The organism is Dickeya sp. NCPPB 3274 (genome assembly GCF_000406205.1).
GTDB classification, from domain to species: domain Bacteria; phylum Pseudomonadota; class Gammaproteobacteria; order Enterobacterales; family Enterobacteriaceae; genus Dickeya; species Dickeya fangzhongdai.
Genome location: NZ_CM001979.1, coordinates 998690 through 1016197, shown reverse-complemented (window position 1 = coordinate 1016197; position 17508 = coordinate 998690). Strand labels below are relative to the sequence as shown.

The window sequence follows — 17508 nt, the reverse complement described above, 5'->3', positions numbered from 1 at the left end:
CACAGCCTAAATCCTCTTGCCTGCACGGTAGCAGGCCAGAGATAATGGTCATTTACGTTTCGTTTAAGGAAGCACTGAGATAATGTTCGATTGGATCGCGGATCCCAACGCCTGGCTGGCGCTGGGAACACTCACCATACTGGAAATCGTACTTGGCATCGACAACATCATCTTTTTGTCGCTGGTCGTCGCCAAGCTTCCCAAACATCAGCAGAACAAAGCCCGCCGTATCGGCCTGATGGGCGCGATGCTGATGCGTCTCGGTCTGCTGGCGTCCATCGCCTGGGTTATCAGACTCACCAATCCGCTGTTTAGCGTGTTCGGGCAGGAAGTTTCCGCCCGAGACCTGATTCTGTTCCTCGGCGGCCTGTTCCTGATCTGGAAATCCAGCAAGGAGATCCACGAAACCATTGAAGGCGGCGCGGAAGACCATACCTCGCAGGTGCATTCCTTCTTTGGCGCCATCGTGCAGATTATGCTGCTGGACATCATCTTCAGCCTGGATTCGGTAATTACCGCCGTAGGTCTGTCCGACCATCTGTTCATTATGATGGCCGCCGTGGTGATTGCCGTCGGCGTTATGATGTTTTCCGCCCGTCCCATCGGCGAATTTGTCGATCGCCACCCGTCGGTGAAAATGCTGGCGTTGTCATTCCTGATTCTGGTGGGCTTTACGCTGATTCTGGAAAGCGTCGATATCCACGTGCCGAAAGGCTACATCTACTTCGCCATGTTCTTCTCCATGTCGGTAGAGGCGCTGAACCTGATGCGCGGCAAGAAATCCGTCAAAAAACGGTAATTCCCCTGCGGGAAACGGCCAGCGCGCCGTTTCCCGTCCCATCCTTACGTATCTTTTTAATTTTTTTGCCATAAATCCTAACCTCGCCCGGACAACGCTTTGCTAGACTGAAAAGACGTTCAGTTTTTTTGCTAAATAACAGGTAAATTCAGCATGCGATTTCGGATAAAAACCGCCGTTGCCCTGACTTTTGTCGTCCTGCTCTCCGGTTGTTCCAGCCACTATGTTATCGCCACCAAAGACGGCCAGATGTTGCTGACCAAGGGAAAACCGACGCTGGATCCGGCTACAGGTCTGCTCAGTTATACTGATGAAGAAGGCGTGAAACACCAGATCAATAACGACAACATTTCCCAGGTGATTGAACGCTAGAGCGGTTATTCGCATCTGCCGGGCCAGATTCGGAGATTCTGTTTGGCCCCGCCATCCTCGTCGCCTTCCCTATCTGGGGGAAAAACCATTTTCCCCGCATTAATGCCCGGCCTTCCCGCACAAAGAGTCTTCCCCCCTCGTCACGGCTTGGTTATAGTCGAAAATGCGGTGCCGTCGCACCCGCGTTACTCAGAAGAATAAAAAGGACACTGCAATGCTCTATCACCGTATTCCCCACAGCAGTTTGGAAGTCAGTACGCTGGGTCTGGGCACCATGACCTTTGGCGAACAGAACAGCGAAGCGGATGCCCACGCCCAGTTGGATCTCGCGGTCGCCGCCGGTGTTAATCTGATTGATACCGCGGAAATCTACCCGGTTCCGCCACGTTCACAAACGCAGGGGCTGACGGAAAGCTATATCGGTTCCTGGCTGAAAAGCCGCGGCGGGCGCGAAAAACTGATCATCGCCAGCAAAGTCGCCGGACCGGTGCGCGGCAACGACAACAGCCTGCGTCCGCAGCAGGCGCTGGACCGCAAAAATATCCGCGCCGCGCTGGACGACAGCCTCAAGCGTCTGAACACCGACTACATCGATCTGTATCAGTTGCACTGGCCGCAGCGCCAGACCAACAGCTTCGGCAAACTGAGCTATCAGTACACCAGCGAAAAACCGGCCGTCACGCTGCTGGAAACGCTGGAAGCGCTGAACGAGCAGGTGCGCGCCGGTAAAATTCGCTATATCGGCGTGTCGAACGAAACCCCGTGGGGCGTGATGCGCTATCTGCAACTGGCGGAAAAGCACGACCTGCCGCGCATTGTCTCGATCCAGAATCCCTATAGCCTGCTAAATCGCAGCTTCGAGGTCGGGCTGGCGGAAATCAGCCAGCATGAAGGGGTGGAACTGCTGGCCTACTCGCCGCTGGCGTTTGGCACACTGACGGGCAAATATCTGAACGGCGCCAAACCGGCCGGCGCGCGCAATACGCTGTTTAGCCGCTTTGTGCGCTACTCGGCGCCCCATACCCAGCAGGCCATCGCCGAATACGTGGCGCTGGCGCAAAAACACGGTCTGGATCCGGCGCAGATGGCGCTGGCGTTTGTGCGTCAGCAGCCGTTTGTCGCCAGCACCCTGCTCGGCGCCACCACGCTGGAACAATTAAAGATTAACCTGGGCAGCCTTGACCTGACGCTCGGCGAGGAAGTACTGACGGAACTGGAAGCCATCCACCGTCGTTTTACCATTCCCGCGCCCTGACCTCGCAACACGCCTTCCTTATCGGGAAGGCATGTTTACCTCAAAACGCCATGCTGTCAGAACGCCATACTGAACAGGGCCTGCGCGCTGTCGTCTTTAACCCGGGTTGCGCGATCGCCCTGATACCCCAGCGACAGGTGGATGTTGCGGGAGAAGTCCACCGCGACGCCCGCCCGCATCAATCGGGTATTGTCCGCCAGCGGCAAACCTTCGGTGGTAAAGGCATCGCCGCCGGAAACAAAGCGCAGCCGGACCTGATTATCGTCGCGGGTTAAGCGGCGCTGATAGCCGATATCCCCATACAGCGATACCGGCAGACGTGACAATGGCTGTACTTTCAGGCGCAGGCCGCCGGTTGCAAAGGCCGCGCGGGTGGTGTCCTTCGCAAACACCAGCGCCGCGCCGTTCCCGCTCTCCTGCCCGCTCTGATTCTGTAGCCAAACCCAGGCGGTGTTGCCATACGGCTCCACGCTCACGGTATTAAAGAAATCAAACCGATGGCTGGCTTCGACAAACCCCTGTACCAGATTAGCGCGATAGTCGCCCGTCGCCTGACCGCTCAGCCCGGAGACGTTGATGCCGCGCTGGCTGTCGAGGGTGAGATAGCTGTAGCTGAGTCCGGACCGCAGATCGAGCGCCAGCGCCTGGCCTGACAGATAAACGCCGGCATGCCAGGCGTCCAGATCGCCGCGTGACGCGCGATCGTCCATGGTGATCCGCCCTTTCTCCGCTCCAACGGCAACCCCCAGCGTTCCCTGTTCCCCCAAATGCCCGCCGTTGCCGAGCAGCAGACCATAGCCATGGTATTTCATGCCCGCCTGCGCGCCGTCGCCGTCCTGACGGCCGTCATACCCCCAGCTACTCACCCAGGGCTCGGCGCCTTTGCCCGCACCGCTCATGGTGCTGTTCAGGATATCGCGTACCGAGCGGCTGTTTCGAATCAGCGCATTGCGCGCCGTGGCGTAGAACTCGCCGTTCAGATTGTCAAAGGCGCGCCGGGCGCTGTCGGCATCCTGCTGGTCAGCAATGGCGCTCAACACCGCGGTGCCCGACTGGTTATCAATGGCGTTCGCAACCGATTTCTGATTGGCGGTTTGCGCCACATCGCTGAAGCGTACGTTGTTACGCACCACGCTAACAAACGCGCTTTGCGGGTTGTAGGCAAGCGCGTCGGCCAAAAACAGCGAGTTATTAGTCGACTCCAGCTTGTCGAACGCGCCGCTCAGCGTTCCTCCCGCCTGCACCAACGCGAACCTGTCGCCCAGATGTCCGGTGGTCCGCCCGACCAGCTTCACGGTTCCCGCCAGTTGGGCATTGTTGGTCACCACCAGTTGGTCGGCGTTGCCCTGCTGATCAATCTCAAATTCATAAATCGAACCGGGATCAAAACGTACATTGCCGACCGTCAGCGTCCCGACCGAATTGCCGGGCGACAGCGTACCGCCACTCTGCACTACCACCGAGCCGTTGATGGCGCCGTGCCCGCCCAGTACCGCGCCGGATTGCACCCAGGCGTCTCCCGCCAGGCTGCCGGAGCCGCCGGCGACCTTGCCCACGATCAGCTTGCCGCCTTCCACCACGGTCGGGCCGGCGAAAGTATCATTGCCGGTCAGATACAACGTACCGGCGCCTTGCTTACGCAAGCCGACGTCCAGCCCAGACAGCGCGCTGCCGCTGGCGGTGTTTTTCACCTGACCGATATCGTTGCTCCAGGTGCTGTCGATGCCCTTGGTATCAATCGAATAGAGAGCAAAGTTCCCGCCAAAGGCGCCGCTGCTGAGATCGCTGTTCACCAGACGTTTGGCGTTCAGCAAGCCGGGGCCTTGCACCGCTTTGAAGGCATTAACCACCCCCTGACCGAACAGCGCCTGATAGTCGCTTTGCGTCATCACGGTAATATTCTGGTCGGCGGCGGCGCTCAGAATCGCAGCGCGAACCTGGTCGTCCGTCATGACGCTATATGTGCTGTTAATCTTCAGCGAGCTTATCAGCGTGGTCAGTTCGTCGTCGGTAAACGTAATGCCGGTATGGGTGGAGTAGACCTTAACGGCGGAGCCGGTCAGCGACCGGTTTTCATCATACTGCTCGTTGGCCAGCACCACCGCTTTCGGCAAATTACTGCCGGTCAGCGGCGTCGCGGTAGACAGCAGCACATCGGCAATCTGCTTGCCGCTCATGTAGGGAAACGCCTGACTGACCAGCGCGCCGACGCCGGCGACATAGGGTGAAGCAAACGAGGTGCCGTTGATGCTAACATAGGTGTTGTTGGCGGAGGAGGTGATGACATTCACGCCCGGCGCCAGCAGGCTATAGTCGGTCGCGCCCTGCGCCAGGTTGCTGAAGGTAGCGATAAACGCCGCGCTGCTGGTGGGCTGAGACGGATCGTACGCCATGACGTTAATCCAGCTGTTGGCGATATTGTCTTGCAAGCCATTATTGTCCAGCACCGTAGGCAACGCAGCAAACAGCGCCGGCGTCAGGTGCCCTTCGTTCCCGGCCGCCATCACCATTAACTGCCCCTGACTGGCCAGCACATCCGCCGCGCTGGTATATACCGGCACCATCGTATTTAACAAAAAATCCTGCATGACGGCGGAATAAGAGGAAATCTGGTCGGGATAAAACAGAAAGTTCCAGCTGTTGCTGATGATTTTCACATCCGGGCGGTTGCCCATATCGACCATACCCTGAAATAGCGCATTGACGGTATTATCCGTTCCCAGCGTTAGCAGGTTCGAATTATAGGCCACGCCCTGCATGCCGAAACCATTCCTTGCCGCGCCAATGACCCCAGCCACCCAATACCCATGCGAGCTGCCTCTGCTGGGGTCGCTGATCCAGTGTGAACCGGCGTCCACCTTGCCATTGAATTCGTCATTACCGGACAGATCGCCGACGCGGTTAATAATCCCGACCGTTACCCCGGCGCCGCTGTATCCCAACGCGTAGGCTTCGGCGACATGCATGGAATCCAGCGCCGCGCCGTTAAACATATATTCGCGGGTCCGAAAGTCCTCAGCGGTCGCAGCCAGCGCCGGATGTAATACGGAGCCCGTCAATTGGCCCAGCAGCAGCGCGGCGATCAACCGCCTGTTAAATCGCTTTTTATCTTGCGCGTTCCCACGGTGATAAAAATCCGTTTTTATACGGTGAAAAACTATTGATTTTCTGACATAAGAAAACCCTAACGTATTAAACGTCATGCGCATATGACACATCCTGGCGATATTAAAGAATAATAAAATCTCAATAAACGGATCGCGTGATCCGCTAATCAAGCATTACGGGTGCATTTATCTGCTGTGCGGGGAGCATCGCTTTATCCGATATATTCGCCATAATTCAAGTTGCAGATGCGCAAGACATCCTGCACACCTGAATTATTTAGGGTATACATTCGAAAAAACGATACTGAATAAAGAAATAAAATTGATGATTTTCGCCAAAAGATAAAAATTTCGCGCGTTATCATCATATTTATTAAAATACTATTCTTACGGTAGCAACCAGATGCCATTTACCATCATCCCTTTTCGGCAAGCATATTCCATTAACTCAAAATCGCTTTATTTGAAATCACAAAAAATGCGCTTCTTAACGATATCTTTACACTATAAAAATGAACAAAACAAGCCTTTTAATTGACGATTTTATGAATAAAAACCATAAAGAAATAAATAGAAAAATAGAGAAACACTCAGGGACAGAGAGAAAAAAACATTTATAAAAATTCAGGCCATCAGGGTCTGCGCCATCAGATGTTATACCGAAAATAATTCGAACTGCGGGAAAGTGGTAATGAAGTGAATCCCCAGTAGCTTATTGCAGTCAGGCAACTGGGGCGAATGATAAATCAAATAAAACAGGCAGTTTCTCGTTATCTATCACAACCAACAATCGCCGCGCACTCAGACGATAACGACATCATTTCTCTGTAAACGGCGGCAAACCAGGGTCAATCCCGGTCATAGCGATGGATACGTCCCACAGCCGACGGGCAAGTTCCGGGTCTTGCGCCTGCCCGGTACGGCTTGATTCGCCAGACTTACCTCGGATCCCCGCGAAACCAATCGGCCCGTAATAACCCCCCGGCGTTACATTCCCGGTGGCCGCCTGCAACGCAGGCCACGCCCCTTTCGCCGCACTGTTCAGGAAGACACGGACCAGCGGCAACAGTATTTGAAGCGCTCCCATATGGCGCCCCAGATCGGTCGCGGCAGAACCCGGATGACAGCCCACGGCTATTACGGCAGAACCTGACAGACGGCGGGCCAGTTCAAAGAAGAACAGCGCATTGGCAAGTTTGCTGGCCGCATAACGCTTCATTCGATCATAACTTTTCTGCGCATTAAGATCGTCCCAGTCGATATTCGCCCCCCGATGGGCGACGCTGGACGTAACAACGATTCGCGCGCCATCGGTTTTCATCAACGTGGGCAGAAGCAGCGCAGTCAGCGCGAAGCAACCGAGATGGTTGACGCCGAACTGAAGCTCAAAACCTTGTTTTGTGCGCATCAGCGGTGGCGTCATCACACCGGCATTATTAATCAGCGCATCGATCCTTGATTCTTCAGCCAATAGTCTGGCAGACGTCCTGATGCTATCAAGATCACCCTGATCGTAAGGCAGAAACACCAGCTCGGCCTGAGGGGTCAACAATTTGATCTGACGAATGGCCTCATCCGCTTTATCTCTTGAACGGCAGGCCATGATGACTCGTGCGCCACGCGCCGCCAGTACGCGTGACGTTTCAAAACCGATACCGGTATTCGCCCCGGTGATAACAAAGCACTTGCCCGCTTGATCGGGAACATCGGCTTCAGTAAATCCAGTGTTTGACATGGCTCCCCCTTTAATTGATTGAGTACTTGCTCATTTTTGAGATATAAAAAATCATGCGGCAATTCCCTTCCAGAACAGGTCAAAACCAGCCTGCCGTATGTGCTCCTGGCCTTGAGGATTAGCGGTAATGGCGTCAATCGTCATATTAGCCAGCCCAAGCAGTATGGTATCGATATAAAAAGCCGCGCGTTCCGGATCGACATGTCCGGTCAGACACTGCTCCACCCTCTCCCGAGCCTCACGAAACAAGTTATTACAACGCTGCTGGCACTCGTCGCTGATACGGTCCGAGACCTTAAGCTGACGCATTGCTTTGCGTTGCTCCGGATGAGCCATCCCCCAGTCCACCAGGCAATCCCATATGCGCTGAATACACTCGCGCGAGGAACCGCACGCCGTACAGGAATCCAGTACGCTACGCGCAAGGTCGGTTTCAATCTCCAGCAACAGCTGGTTCAGCAACTCGTCTTTGGTGGCGAAATACGTGAACAATGTTCCCTCGGCAACACCGGCCGCGCTGGCGATTTTCGCCGTGGACGCACCGGTTCCCAGCGCCGCCACCAGTTCAGCGGCAGCGGTCAGGATCGATTCACGCTTTTCTTCACTCAGGGGACGAGCCATGTCATCAACCACTCACGCTTATAATTGAGCACTTACTTGCTCATTAATATAAGTCAGCCCAGAGACGCGATCAAGACAGGCAGAATACATTTTGTCGGAACGACCGGAGAATCAAGGGCAAATACAAAACGAAATTTGCCCTTTTATAAAGAAGGGTTATTTAATCGACTGCAATAACGTCTGGCGCTGATTTTCCAGCGCGGTCACCCGATTGCAGACATCACGGCCAAAGCGCTGAAAATCCATTTCCTGATTGTTCCACTCGGTCTGGATCGCTTTCTGCAGACCGCCCAGATTACCCATCATTGCCTGCAACGGATTACCGCCGCCACCGCTGCCCATCTGTTTGACGCCCATTTCATTCAGGCTATCCTGTAAGACGCCGCCCAGACTGCGTTCGACAATCTGCCGTCCGTCCTGCTCAACCTGCTTAATCGCCTGATGATGAAAGGTCAGGCCATCGCTACGGTGTTCGATAATCCGGTTCATCTGCTGCTTTAACTGTTCGTCCAGCGTGCCGAGACGGTTGCGCACATTACTGTCGCTGCCCAACTGTTGCACAATCACCTTGTCCAGCGCCTGGCGAGCTTTCTCCAGATGTTGCTTTGCGCCTTCATCAATCCACGGCAGTTGCTGACGCAGTTCAGACTGGTACGCTTTGGCCTGTTGACGCTGTCCGGCATCGAGATTCAGCGCGCTGCCGTTGCTCAGCATGTCGCCCTGCGGCGAAATCTGCAAATTGCCGCTGGCGCCGACCACTTTCACACTCTGCGGGCTGATGATGATGTCGTCCTGAGGTTGAACATTGCACTGATAGGCCGCCTGCGCTTGCCAGGCCAGTAACATCAATGCACCCAAGGTCATTTTACGCAACATAAAGACTCCTGAAAAAACAGCGCCCGACGCCAGCCGGAACGACCGGCCGCCAAGACCGACAGCCGTCATCACCGGCGGAACCGCCGGTGATGACGAAGAATGCGCGGTTTAACCGAGGTTGGCGGGCAGATCCCACCAGATGTCAAACAGATCGCTGACCGTCACGTCCGTCATCTGGTTCGCGTCCAGCCATTTGCGTACCAGTTCACGATGTTCATCGGTGCAATTACCCAGTTTTTGCAGGCACACCAGCCCTTCCCACTGCAGATAACCGCTGCCTTCAAACGCCAGCCCATTCGGCTCGATCACTTCATCGACGAACAGGTCCAGCGAGCTGTCGATCGCTTCTACGCTGGTCCCCTGCGGGAAACGCCAGCTTACCGAGAAGCCGAATTCCTGAAATTCATCGATGTGCAGCTTTTTACGTAAACGACGACTCCGATTCTTAGCCATTATTGATTCCTCTCAAACATCAGATCCCAGACACCATGCCCCAGCCGCTGGCCGCGGGCCTCAAATTTGGTCAATGGCCGCGACTCTGGGCGCGGCACATAATCATTATGGTCCGACAGGTTGCGATAACCTGCGAGCGAACTCATCACTTCGAGCATATGTTGCGCATAAGGTTCCCAGTCGGTCGCCATATGGAACACGCCGCCGACGGCCAGCTTGCTGCGCACCAGCTCGGCAAAAGGCACTTGCACAATGCGGCGTTTATTATGGCGCGCCTTGTGCCACGGATCGGGGAAAAACAACTGCACCATAGCAAGCGAACCATCAGGGATCATGCGTTCCAGCACTTCCACCGCGTCATGGCACATCACCCGCAGGTTGTCGACGCCCGCTTCCTGCGCCGCGCCCAGACAAGCCCCTACGCCGGGCACATGCACTTCTATACCGATAAAATTCTGTTCCGGATGCTGCTGCGCCATCGTAACCAGAGACGCCCCCATCCCAAAACCAATCTCCAACACCACTGGCGCGTCGCGTCCGAATAGCCGGGCGAAATCCAGCGCCTCATTCTGATACTCCACGCCCATCACCGGCCAAAAATCATCCAGCGCCTGTTGCTGCCCTTTGGTCAGGCGGCCCTGGCGGCGCACGAAACTGCGGATTCTGCGCAGCGGGCGTCCGTTTTCATCAAATTCCGGAGAGATGACGTTATTGATCATAATGCTTTCTGTAAGTCTGATTGGGTTGGGAAAACGCGCATTATCCAAGGATACGGTTGTTTAGCAAGTAGCCGGAGGCGGAAAGTTCCGGTTTACAGTACATTCACTCTGTGCTGCAATCGCTGTCAAATTTTTACCAGCCGGATAACGACGCCTCTATGATGCAAGCGCAACAGTTCGCGCAACAGGTACTGGAGTGGTACGAGCGCTACGGCCGTAAAACCCTACCCTGGCAACTCGAAAAAACCCCCTATAAAGTCTGGCTGTCGGAAGTCATGCTGCAACAGACCCAGGTGACCACCGTCATTCCCTATTTTGAACGGTTCATGGCGCGTTTTCCCACGGTGGCCGAACTGGCGGCCGCGCCGCTGGATGAAGTGCTGCACTTATGGACCGGGCTGGGTTATTACGCCCGCGCCCGCAACCTGCACAAGGCGGCGCAGACCATCGTCGACCGCCACGGCGGCGAGTTTCCGACCCGTTTTGACGACATCGCCGATCTGCCCGGCGTGGGCCGCTCCACCGCCGGCGCCATTCTCTCGCTGTCGCTCGGTCAGCACTACCCGATTCTGGACGGCAACGTCAAACGGGTGCTGGCGCGCTGCTACGCCGTAGCCGGCTGGCCGGGGAAAAAAGAGGTCGAGAAGCGGCTCTGGACGTTGAGTGAAACCGTCACGCCCGCACTCGGGGTCGAAAAATTCAATCAGGCGATGATGGATCTGGGCGCGATGGTCTGCACCCGCAGCCGCCCGAAATGCGAACTGTGCCCGCTGAGCAACGGCTGCGTCGCTTACGCCAACCATAGCTGGGCCGAGTATCCAGGCAAAAAACCCAAACAAACGCTGCCGGAGAAAACCGCCTGGTTTCTGCTGCTGCAAAATGCGCAGACGGTATGGCTGGAACAGCGCCCGGCGGTCGGCCTGTGGGGCGGTCTGTATTGCTTCCCGCAATTCGCCAGCCCGGATGACCTGACGCAATGGCTCGACCAGCGCGGCATCCGGCGGCAGGCGTTGCGTCAGGGCATTGCTTTTCGTCATACCTTCAGCCACTTCCATCTGGATATTGTGCCGATGTGGCTGGATCTTTCCGACCAAGGTTCCTGCATGGATGAAGGTGCCGGTCTCTGGTATAACTTAGCGCAGCCGCCGTCCGTAGGGCTCGCCGCCCCGGTGGAACGGCTGCTACGCCAGTTGGCTCAGCCACAATCGATCTTCGCTGAAGCCTGCGCACATGATGAGGAATAAGCATGAGCAGAACCATTTTCTGTACCTTTTTACAACGCGACGCCGAAGGGCTCGACTTCCAGCTCTACCCCGGCGAGCTGGGCAAACGCATCTATAACGACATTTCAAAGGAAGCCTGGTCCCAGTGGCAGACCAAGCAGACCATGCTTATCAACGAGAAAAAGCTCAACATGATGAATGTGGAGCATCGTAAGCTGCTGGAGCAGGAGATGGTGCAGTTCCTGTTCGAAGGCAAGGACGTGCATATCGACGGTTACACCCCACCGCAACATTAAATGACAGGGGCCGCCAGGCCCTGACGCGTCCCTGATCCCGTACGGCTTGATACGATGAAGAAACTGTTTGCTTTGCTGCTTGTTGCCCCGTTGTTGATCTCCTGCTCCAGCAAAAAAGGAAGCGAGAACAACGAGGCTTTTATCAAAGACACCAACGCCTTCGACATTTTGATGGGGCAATTCGCCAATAACATCGAAAACATCTGGGGATTGAACGAGGTTCTGATCGCCGGCCCCAAAGACTACGTCAAATACTCCGACCAATACATGACGCGTAGTCACGTCAACTTCGACGCCGGTACCATCACCATCGAAACCATTTCTTCTACCAATTATCAGGCCAGCCTGCGTCAGGCGATCATCACCACCCTGCTGATGGGCGATAACGCCAGCAACACCGACCTCTATTCCGACGCCAACGATATCCAGATCAGCCGTGAACCGTTGCTGTACGGTCAGGTGCTGGATAACACCGGCCAGCCGATTCGCTGGGAAGGCCGCGCCGGCAACTTTGCCGATTATCTGATTCAGAACCGGCTGCAGCGCCGTACCTCCGGCATGCGCGTGATCTGGTCGGTCACCATTCAACTGGTGCCGAACCACCTGGATAAACGAGCGCACAAATATCTGCCGATGGTGCGTCAGGCCTCCGAGCGCTACGGCATCGACGCCTCGCTGATTCTGGCCATCATGCAGACCGAGTCCAGCTTCAACCCCTACGCGGTCAGCCGTTCCGACGCGCTGGGGTTGATGCAGGTGGTGCAGCACAGCGCCGGCCGCGACGTATTCAAGATGAAGGGCAAATGGGGACAACCCAGCCGCAGCTACCTGTTCGACCCGGAGAACAACATCGACACCGGCACGGCTTATCTGTCGATGCTGAAAAATGTCTACCTGTCGGGCATTCAGGACCCGACGTCGCAGCGCTACGCCGTCATCACCGCCTATAACGGCGGCGCGGGCAGCGTGCTGCGAGTGTTCTCCAGCGATAAGGACACCGCGTTCGGCATCATCAACAATATGTCGCCCGGCGAGGTCTACCAAACCCTGACGACGCGCCATCCGTCCGCTGAATCGCGGCATTACCTGTATAAGGTCAACACCGCGCAGAAAAACTATCGCGGCTACAGTCGCTGACGGCACAGCCTCAGCCCCGAACAAGCGGTGTTCCTGTCCGGCACAGGACACCGCTCGCCGGCTCCCGGTCAGCATTTTTCTGCTACCCCCCCTTCTCTCACCGCCGTGATCACATCAGCAATGATTAACAAATAACCAATGCAAACGATTGGTTACAGTCATAAGCAAACACTATCTCAACAGCATTTAATAGCCTTAAAGACTTAAAAATAAACAATTAACGGATTAATCGTTTGATATAAATAAAAACTAAAGCATACAAACAAAACAAACCCACCGAATCAGCGCAGAGAATTTTTGCCTCTCAGGTCAGGAAACGGTAGCATCGCTGACGTTTTTTGGCCCGGCCCCGGCAGGGAGTCCGGTTCCGGCTCGGCCCGAGAAACACCATCCACTCAATAAGCCAGGCTGTGACACAACGCTGTGATACAACAGCCAATTCATTCTCCTGAATGACAGACAAGGGAATCAAACGGGCAATGACTCAACATAACAACGAGAGCGAACACCATGCCAAACGGCGCTGGCTCGATTCACATGAAGCGGGCTACCACAAAAGTATGGGCAACCGTCAGGTACAGATGATTGCCATCGGCGGTTCAATTGGCACCGGTTTATTTCTGGGCGCAGGCGCGCGGCTGCAGATGGCTGGCCCGGCGCTGGCGCTGGTTTATCTGGTGTGCGGCATCTTCTCTTTCTTCATTCTGCGGGCGCTGGGCGAACTGATCGTACACCGTCCGTCCAGCGGCAGCTTTGTTTCCTACGCCCGCGAGTTTCTGGGTGAAAAAGCCTCGTATGTCGCCGGCTGGATGTACTTCCTCAACTGGGCGATGACCGGCATCGTCGATATCACCGCGGTCGCGCTCTACATGCACTACTGGGGCACCTTTGCCGACGTACCGCAATGGATGTTCGCGCTCGGCGCGCTGGCGATCGTCACCACCATGAACATGATTGGCGTGAAATGGTTCGCCGAGATGGAGTTCTGGTTCGCGCTGATCAAGGTCGCCGCGATTTCCCTGTTCCTGGTAGTGGGCACCATTTTCCTCGGTACCGGCAAAACGCTGGACGGCAACGTGCCGGGGCTGCACCTGATTACCGATAACGGCGGCCTGTTCCCGCACGGCCTGTTGCCGGCGCTGGTGCTGATTCAGGGCGTGATTTTCGCCTTCGCCGGGGTGGAGCTGATCGGCACCGCCGCCGGCGAGTGTAAAGACCCGGAAAAAACGCTGCCCAAAGCGGTCAACAGCGTGATCTGGCGTATCGGCCTGTTCTACGTCGGGTCGATCATTCTGCTGGTGTGCCTGCTGCCGTGGAATGCCTACCAGGCCGGGCAAAGCCCGTTTGTCACCTTCTTCAGCAAACTGGGCGTGCCTTATATCGGCACCATCATGAATATCGTGGTGCTATCGGCGGCGCTCTCCAGCCTCAACTCCGGGTTGTATTCCACCGGCCGTATCCTGCGTTCGCTGTCTCAGGGCGGCTCCGCACCGAAATTTCTCGGTAATATGAACGCGCAATCGGTGCCTTACGCCGGGATTCTGGTCACCGTCTGCATCCACATTATCGGGGTATTTCTGAATTACATCGTGCCGTCGCAGGTGTTTGAAATCGTCCTGAACGTGGCGTCGCTCGGCATCATCACCTCCTGGGCATTCATCATCATCTGCCAGATGAAGCTGCGTCAGGCCATTAATCAGGGCAAAGCCAGCCCGGTCGCCTTCCGTATGCCGCTGGCGCCGTTCTCTTCCTGGCTGACGCTGGCGTTTCTGTTCAGTGTGCTGGTGCTGATGGCGCTGGATTATCCGAACGGCACCTGGACTATCGCCACCATCCCGGTGCTGGCGATCCTGCTGATTGTCGGCTGGTACGGGCTGCGTAAACAGAAAGAAGAAGTTAACCGGCTGAAAGCGGAACACGAGAAAGCCGCGGTCTGATGACCGCTAGCGATAAAAAACCGGGGATTTCCCCGGTTTTCTCTTTGGTAGATACCGTGCAAGTCAGTTAGCGAGCAATCACATTCGCGCACAGGCGCTTGCTGCCGTCTTCCTGCGCGACGCTGTAGACACCCTGTAGCTCCGGCGCAAAACCCGGCATCAGGTTGATGCCTGCCTCCAGCGCCTGGAAATAACGCAGCACCGCCCCGCCCCAGACTTCCCCCGGCACTACGCACAGCACACCCGGCGGGTAAGGCAACGCCCCTTCCGCCGCGATGCGCCCTTCCGCTGCGGCCAACGGCACCAGATCCACCTCGCCGCGGATATACGCAGTGTGAGCATCCTGCGGTAACACCACCGCCTGCGGGAACGAGGCTTTGCGGAACATCTCTTTTTGCAGCCGCTTCACATCGTGGCTGACGTAAAAATCGTGCATTTCCTGACACAGGCGGCGCAAGGTATAACCGGCATAGCGCTGCTCATATTTCTGATACAGGTTGGGCAAGACTTCGCTTAACGGCGCATCCTGCTCGATCAGTTGCTCGAACTGCACCAGCGCCGCCACCAGGCGCTCCATCTTCACCCGGTCTTCCGCCGGGGTCAGCAGGAACAGAATCGAGTTAAGATCGCATTTTTCCGGAATGATGCCGTGTTCGCGCAGATAGTTGGCGAGAATAGTCGCCGGAATACCAAATTCGGTATAAGCGCCGGTCACCGCGTCAATCCCCGGCGTCGTCAGCAGCAGTTTGCACGGGTCGACAAAATACTGTTGCTGCGCATAACCTTCGAAGGCGTGCCAGTTGTCGCTCGGCTCGAAGTTGAAAAAGCGCACGTCCTGCGCCATCACGTCGGTGTCATGGTCCTGCCAGCGCATACCGCCCACCATTGGCGGCACGAACGGCTTAATCAGGGAACACCGCTCCAGCAATTGCTTGCGCGCTTCGATCCCCAACCTGACGCACTCCATCCACAGCCGACGGCCACTCGGCCCCTCGTGCATTTTGGCGTTGACATCCAGCGCGGCGAATAGCGGATAAAACGGGCTGGTGGACGCGTGCAACATGAAGGCATTGTTGAGACGTTTGTGCGGGCAGAAGCGCTTCTGCCCACGAATATGGTTGTCTTTCTTGTGAATTTGCGAGGTCTGCGAGAAACCAGCCTGCTGCTTATGCACCGATTGGGTGACGAAAATCCCCGGATCGTTCTCGTTAAGGTCCAGCAACAGCGGCGAGCACTGCTCCATCATCGGGATAAATTGCTCGTATCCCACCCAGGCGGAGTCGAACAGGATGTAGTCGCACAGATGACCGATGCTGTCCACCACCTGCCGGGCGTTATAGATAGTGCCGTCGTAGGTGCCAAGCTGAATCACCGCAAGACGGAACGGGCGGGCTTCATCAGCACGTTCTGGCGCGACTTCGCGCACCAGCTCACGCAGGTAACTTTCGTCAAAACAGTGCGCGTCCACCCCACCGATAAAACCGAACGGGTTGCGGGCGGTTTCCAGATAAACCGGCGTCGCGCCGGCCTGAATCAGCGCGCCATGATGATTGGATTTGTGGTTATTGCGGTCGAACAGCACCAGATCGCCGCGCGTCAGCAAGGCGTTGGTCACCACTTTGTTGGCTGCCGAGGTACCGTTCAGCACAAAGTAGGTTTTGTCGGCGTTGAACACGGTGGCCGCGAATTTCTGCGCCTTTTTGGCCGCCCCTTCATGAATCAGCAGGTCGCCCAGCTTCACATCCGCGTTGCAGATATCGGACCGGAACAGGTTTTCGCCGTAAAAATCGAAAAACTGGCGGCCGGCCGGATGCTTGCGAAAAAACGCCCCGCCCTGATGACCCGGGCAGGCAAAAGTGGTGTTGCGCATGCCGACATACTTGGACAGCGTGTCAAAGAACGGCGGCAACAACCGGGCCTGATACTCCGCCGCCGCTTTTTCCAGCAGGAGCGAGTGTTCCCCGCCTTTATCCAGACTCAGCCACTCGCTGCCCGGCGGCAACGTTTCCTGACTGCTATGCCAGGATTCCCGCACTACAAATGCCGGAATACCGAAACCGGAGTGATGCATCACCGACAGGATGCCGCTGCGCGCCTCTTCAACCGAGACCACGACGGCCGCGATGTCGGTAAAATCGGTTTGACTGAGCGCCACAACCGGACGCAGGGTGATTAGACGGGAGGCAACCGCCGCATTAGCCGCAATTTTTAACTGTTTCATGTAACCAAACCCAAACGGTTAAGAATGAGTGCACGTGTCTAAAAGACACCTCGCAGGGATAACGCCACGCTTTAAGCGTAACGCACCCGATCAACTACTGCCCAAAACGACGAACAGCGTGCCAGCCAACCGCGACAAACGTATGACCCGCGCCGGTAGCGCAGGCAAACATCGCATCATCTGGGACCAGCACCGTCCGATAGACATCAGTAAAATCAGAGACCGGCTCTATTTTTAATCATGCCTAACAGGGAGCGTCAGCACGCCTCACCGCATGGTGGCGAGGGATAATCGGGAAAACAGGGACGGGGTTAACACAGGGCGTTCAGGGTGCGGCGACAGCAGCAGAGATCCGGCGCACGGCGTCTGTACCATGAGCATTGAATCCGACATATCCGCAACCCTCTAATAACCGCAGGTGAAAGGTAAGTTAAAAACCGCGCAATAGTGGCATTATTTTTCGCCGAATTCAAGAAAACGAATGTGACAGTATTTATCGGCGCAACACCGCGCGCCGTCTGGCCTGCCGCGTCATCGCAGGAACGTTCCGGCACGCCGGAAACCGGCTGCCAATGAGGGTAACTGACTGAAAATAGACCAACCGCAGCGATTATGACAGAAACTCGTTGACGCTCCCCACGATATACGGTTTAATGCGCCCCGTTGCCCGGATAGCTCAGTCGGTAGAGCAGGGGATTGAAAATCCCCGTGTCCTTGGTTCGATTCCGAGTCCGGGCACCACCTTTCCTTTTTTATG

Annotated in this window: 14 protein-coding genes and 1 tRNA gene; 8 read left to right on the top strand and 7 right to left on the bottom strand. The window is 56.1% G+C overall.

The genetic code is table 11. The features are described 5' to 3' along the window. The first annotated feature begins 82 nt into the window (after nt 1–82). From DXX3274_RS05305 to DXX3274_RS05295, 3 genes are all read left to right on the top strand, one after another. Nucleotides 83–799, top strand: a complete 717-nt coding sequence (locus DXX3274_RS05305; protein ID WP_042858963.1) for a TerC family protein — start codon at nt 83–85, stop codon at nt 797–799. Between the two features lie 153 nt (nt 800–952). Beyond that, a complete protein-coding gene (locus tag DXX3274_RS05300; RefSeq protein ID WP_042858962.1) occupies nt 953–1171 on the top strand; it encodes a YgdI/YgdR family lipoprotein in 219 nt (72 codons plus the stop codon). Between the two features lie 214 nt (nt 1172–1385). Further along, nucleotides 1386–2426, top strand: coding sequence for an NADP(H)-dependent aldo-keto reductase (locus DXX3274_RS05295; RefSeq protein ID WP_042858961.1), 1041 nt, complete (start codon nt 1386–1388; stop codon nt 2424–2426). Nucleotides 2427–2482: 56 nt separating this feature from the next. Here DXX3274_RS05295 and DXX3274_RS05290 read toward each other — a convergent pair whose 3' ends face one another. The 6 genes from DXX3274_RS05290 to trmB form a co-directional block, all read right to left on the bottom strand. Then, nucleotides 2483–5419 (bottom strand): autotransporter domain-containing protein, encoded by a 2937-nt coding sequence (locus DXX3274_RS05290; RefSeq protein WP_238556085.1) that lies wholly within the window; start codon nt 5417–5419, stop codon nt 2483–2485. A 931-nt stretch (nt 5420–6350) separates the two neighbouring features. Next, on the bottom strand, nt 6351–7268 hold the full coding sequence (locus tag DXX3274_RS05285) for an oxidoreductase (protein WP_042858959.1): 918 nt from the start codon (nt 7266–7268) through the stop codon (nt 6351–6353). A gap of 51 nt (nt 7269–7319) precedes the next feature. Then, nucleotides 7320–7889: a TetR/AcrR family transcriptional regulator gene (locus tag DXX3274_RS05280; protein WP_042861902.1), complete on the bottom strand. Its 570-nt coding sequence runs from the start codon at nt 7887–7889 to the stop codon at nt 7320–7322. A 156-nt stretch (nt 7890–8045) separates the two neighbouring features. After that, nucleotides 8046–8765: a DUF2884 domain-containing protein gene (locus tag DXX3274_RS05275; RefSeq protein ID WP_038661619.1), complete on the bottom strand. Its 720-nt coding sequence runs from the start codon at nt 8763–8765 to the stop codon at nt 8046–8048. Nucleotides 8766–8873: 108 nt separating this feature from the next. After that, nucleotides 8874–9218 carry a YggL family protein gene (locus DXX3274_RS05270; protein ID WP_038661622.1) on the bottom strand — a complete coding sequence of 115 codons (345 nt, stop codon included), beginning with the start codon at nt 9216–9218 and terminating at the stop codon, nt 8874–8876. Beyond that, nucleotides 9218–9937, bottom strand: a complete 720-nt coding sequence (gene trmB / locus DXX3274_RS05265) for a tRNA (guanosine(46)-N7)-methyltransferase TrmB (protein WP_042858957.1) — start codon at nt 9935–9937, stop codon at nt 9218–9220. Before trmB ends, DXX3274_RS05270 begins: the two co-directional genes overlap by 1 nt. A gap of 158 nt (nt 9938–10095) precedes the next feature. On the opposite strand from trmB, the gene mutY reads away from it, so the two are divergent. The 4 genes from mutY to ansP all read left to right on the top strand — a co-directional run bounded on the left by mutY (nt 10096) and on the right by ansP (nt 14530). Further along, nucleotides 10096–11181 (top strand): A/G-specific adenine glycosylase, encoded by a 1086-nt coding sequence (gene mutY / locus DXX3274_RS05260; RefSeq protein ID WP_042861900.1) that lies wholly within the window; start codon nt 10096–10098, stop codon nt 11179–11181. A gap of 2 nt (nt 11182–11183) precedes the next feature. Next, nucleotides 11184–11456, top strand: a complete 273-nt coding sequence (locus tag DXX3274_RS05255) for an oxidative damage protection protein (RefSeq protein WP_038661627.1) — start codon at nt 11184–11186, stop codon at nt 11454–11456. A 54-nt stretch (nt 11457–11510) separates the two neighbouring features. Further along, a complete protein-coding gene (gene mltC, locus DXX3274_RS05250) occupies nt 11511–12593 on the top strand; it encodes a membrane-bound lytic murein transglycosylase MltC (RefSeq protein ID WP_042858956.1) in 1083 nt (360 codons plus the stop codon). Nucleotides 12594–13072: 479 nt separating this feature from the next. After that, entirely contained in the window at nt 13073–14530 is a 1458-nt protein-coding gene (gene ansP, locus DXX3274_RS05245) for an L-asparagine permease (protein WP_042858955.1), read from the top strand. Nucleotides 14531–14597: 67 nt separating this feature from the next. On the opposite strand, the gene DXX3274_RS05240 is transcribed toward ansP, so the two are convergent. Further along, nucleotides 14598–16751, bottom strand: coding sequence for an ornithine decarboxylase (locus DXX3274_RS05240; RefSeq protein WP_042858954.1), 2154 nt, complete (start codon nt 16749–16751; stop codon nt 14598–14600). A gap of 665 nt (nt 16752–17416) precedes the next feature. On the opposite strand from DXX3274_RS05240, the gene DXX3274_RS05235 reads away from it, so the two are divergent. Next, a tRNA-Phe gene (locus tag DXX3274_RS05235) sits at nt 17417–17492 on the top strand. Nucleotides 17493–17508 lie beyond the last annotated feature (16 nt).

Excerpts from the sequence above, each read along its gene's own strand:
- trmB (WP_042858957.1), bottom strand. The coding sequence starts at position 9,937 with ATGATCAATAACGTCATCTCTCCGGAATTTGATGAAAACGGACGCCCG.
- DXX3274_RS05285 (WP_042858959.1), bottom strand. The coding sequence starts at position 7,268 with ATGTCAAACACTGGATTTACTGAAGCCGATGTTCCCGATCAAGCGGGC.
- DXX3274_RS05270 (WP_038661622.1), bottom strand. The coding sequence starts at position 9,218 with ATGGCTAAGAATCGGAGTCGTCGTTTACGTAAAAAGCTGCACATCGAT.
- DXX3274_RS05305 (WP_042858963.1), top strand. The coding sequence starts at position 83 with ATGTTCGATTGGATCGCGGATCCCAACGCCTGGCTGGCGCTGGGAACA.
- DXX3274_RS05300 (WP_042858962.1), top strand. The coding sequence starts at position 953 with ATGCGATTTCGGATAAAAACCGCCGTTGCCCTGACTTTTGTCGTCCTG.
- mutY (WP_042861900.1), top strand. The coding sequence starts at position 10,096 with ATGATGCAAGCGCAACAGTTCGCGCAACAGGTACTGGAGTGGTACGAG.
- DXX3274_RS05290 (WP_238556085.1), bottom strand. The coding sequence starts at position 5,419 with ATGTTTAACGGCGCGGCGCTGGATTCCATGCATGTCGCCGAAGCCTAC.
- ansP (WP_042858955.1), top strand. The coding sequence starts at position 13,073 with ATGACTCAACATAACAACGAGAGCGAACACCATGCCAAACGGCGCTGG.
- DXX3274_RS05295 (WP_042858961.1), top strand. The coding sequence starts at position 1,386 with ATGCTCTATCACCGTATTCCCCACAGCAGTTTGGAAGTCAGTACGCTG.
- DXX3274_RS05255 (WP_038661627.1), top strand. The coding sequence starts at position 11,184 with ATGAGCAGAACCATTTTCTGTACCTTTTTACAACGCGACGCCGAAGGG.
- mltC (WP_042858956.1), top strand. The coding sequence starts at position 11,511 with ATGAAGAAACTGTTTGCTTTGCTGCTTGTTGCCCCGTTGTTGATCTCC.
- DXX3274_RS05275 (WP_038661619.1), bottom strand. The coding sequence starts at position 8,765 with ATGTTGCGTAAAATGACCTTGGGTGCATTGATGTTACTGGCCTGGCAA.
- DXX3274_RS05240 (WP_042858954.1), bottom strand. The coding sequence starts at position 16,751 with ATGAAACAGTTAAAAATTGCGGCTAATGCGGCGGTTGCCTCCCGTCTA.
- DXX3274_RS05280 (WP_042861902.1), bottom strand. The coding sequence starts at position 7,889 with ATGGCTCGTCCCCTGAGTGAAGAAAAGCGTGAATCGATCCTGACCGCT.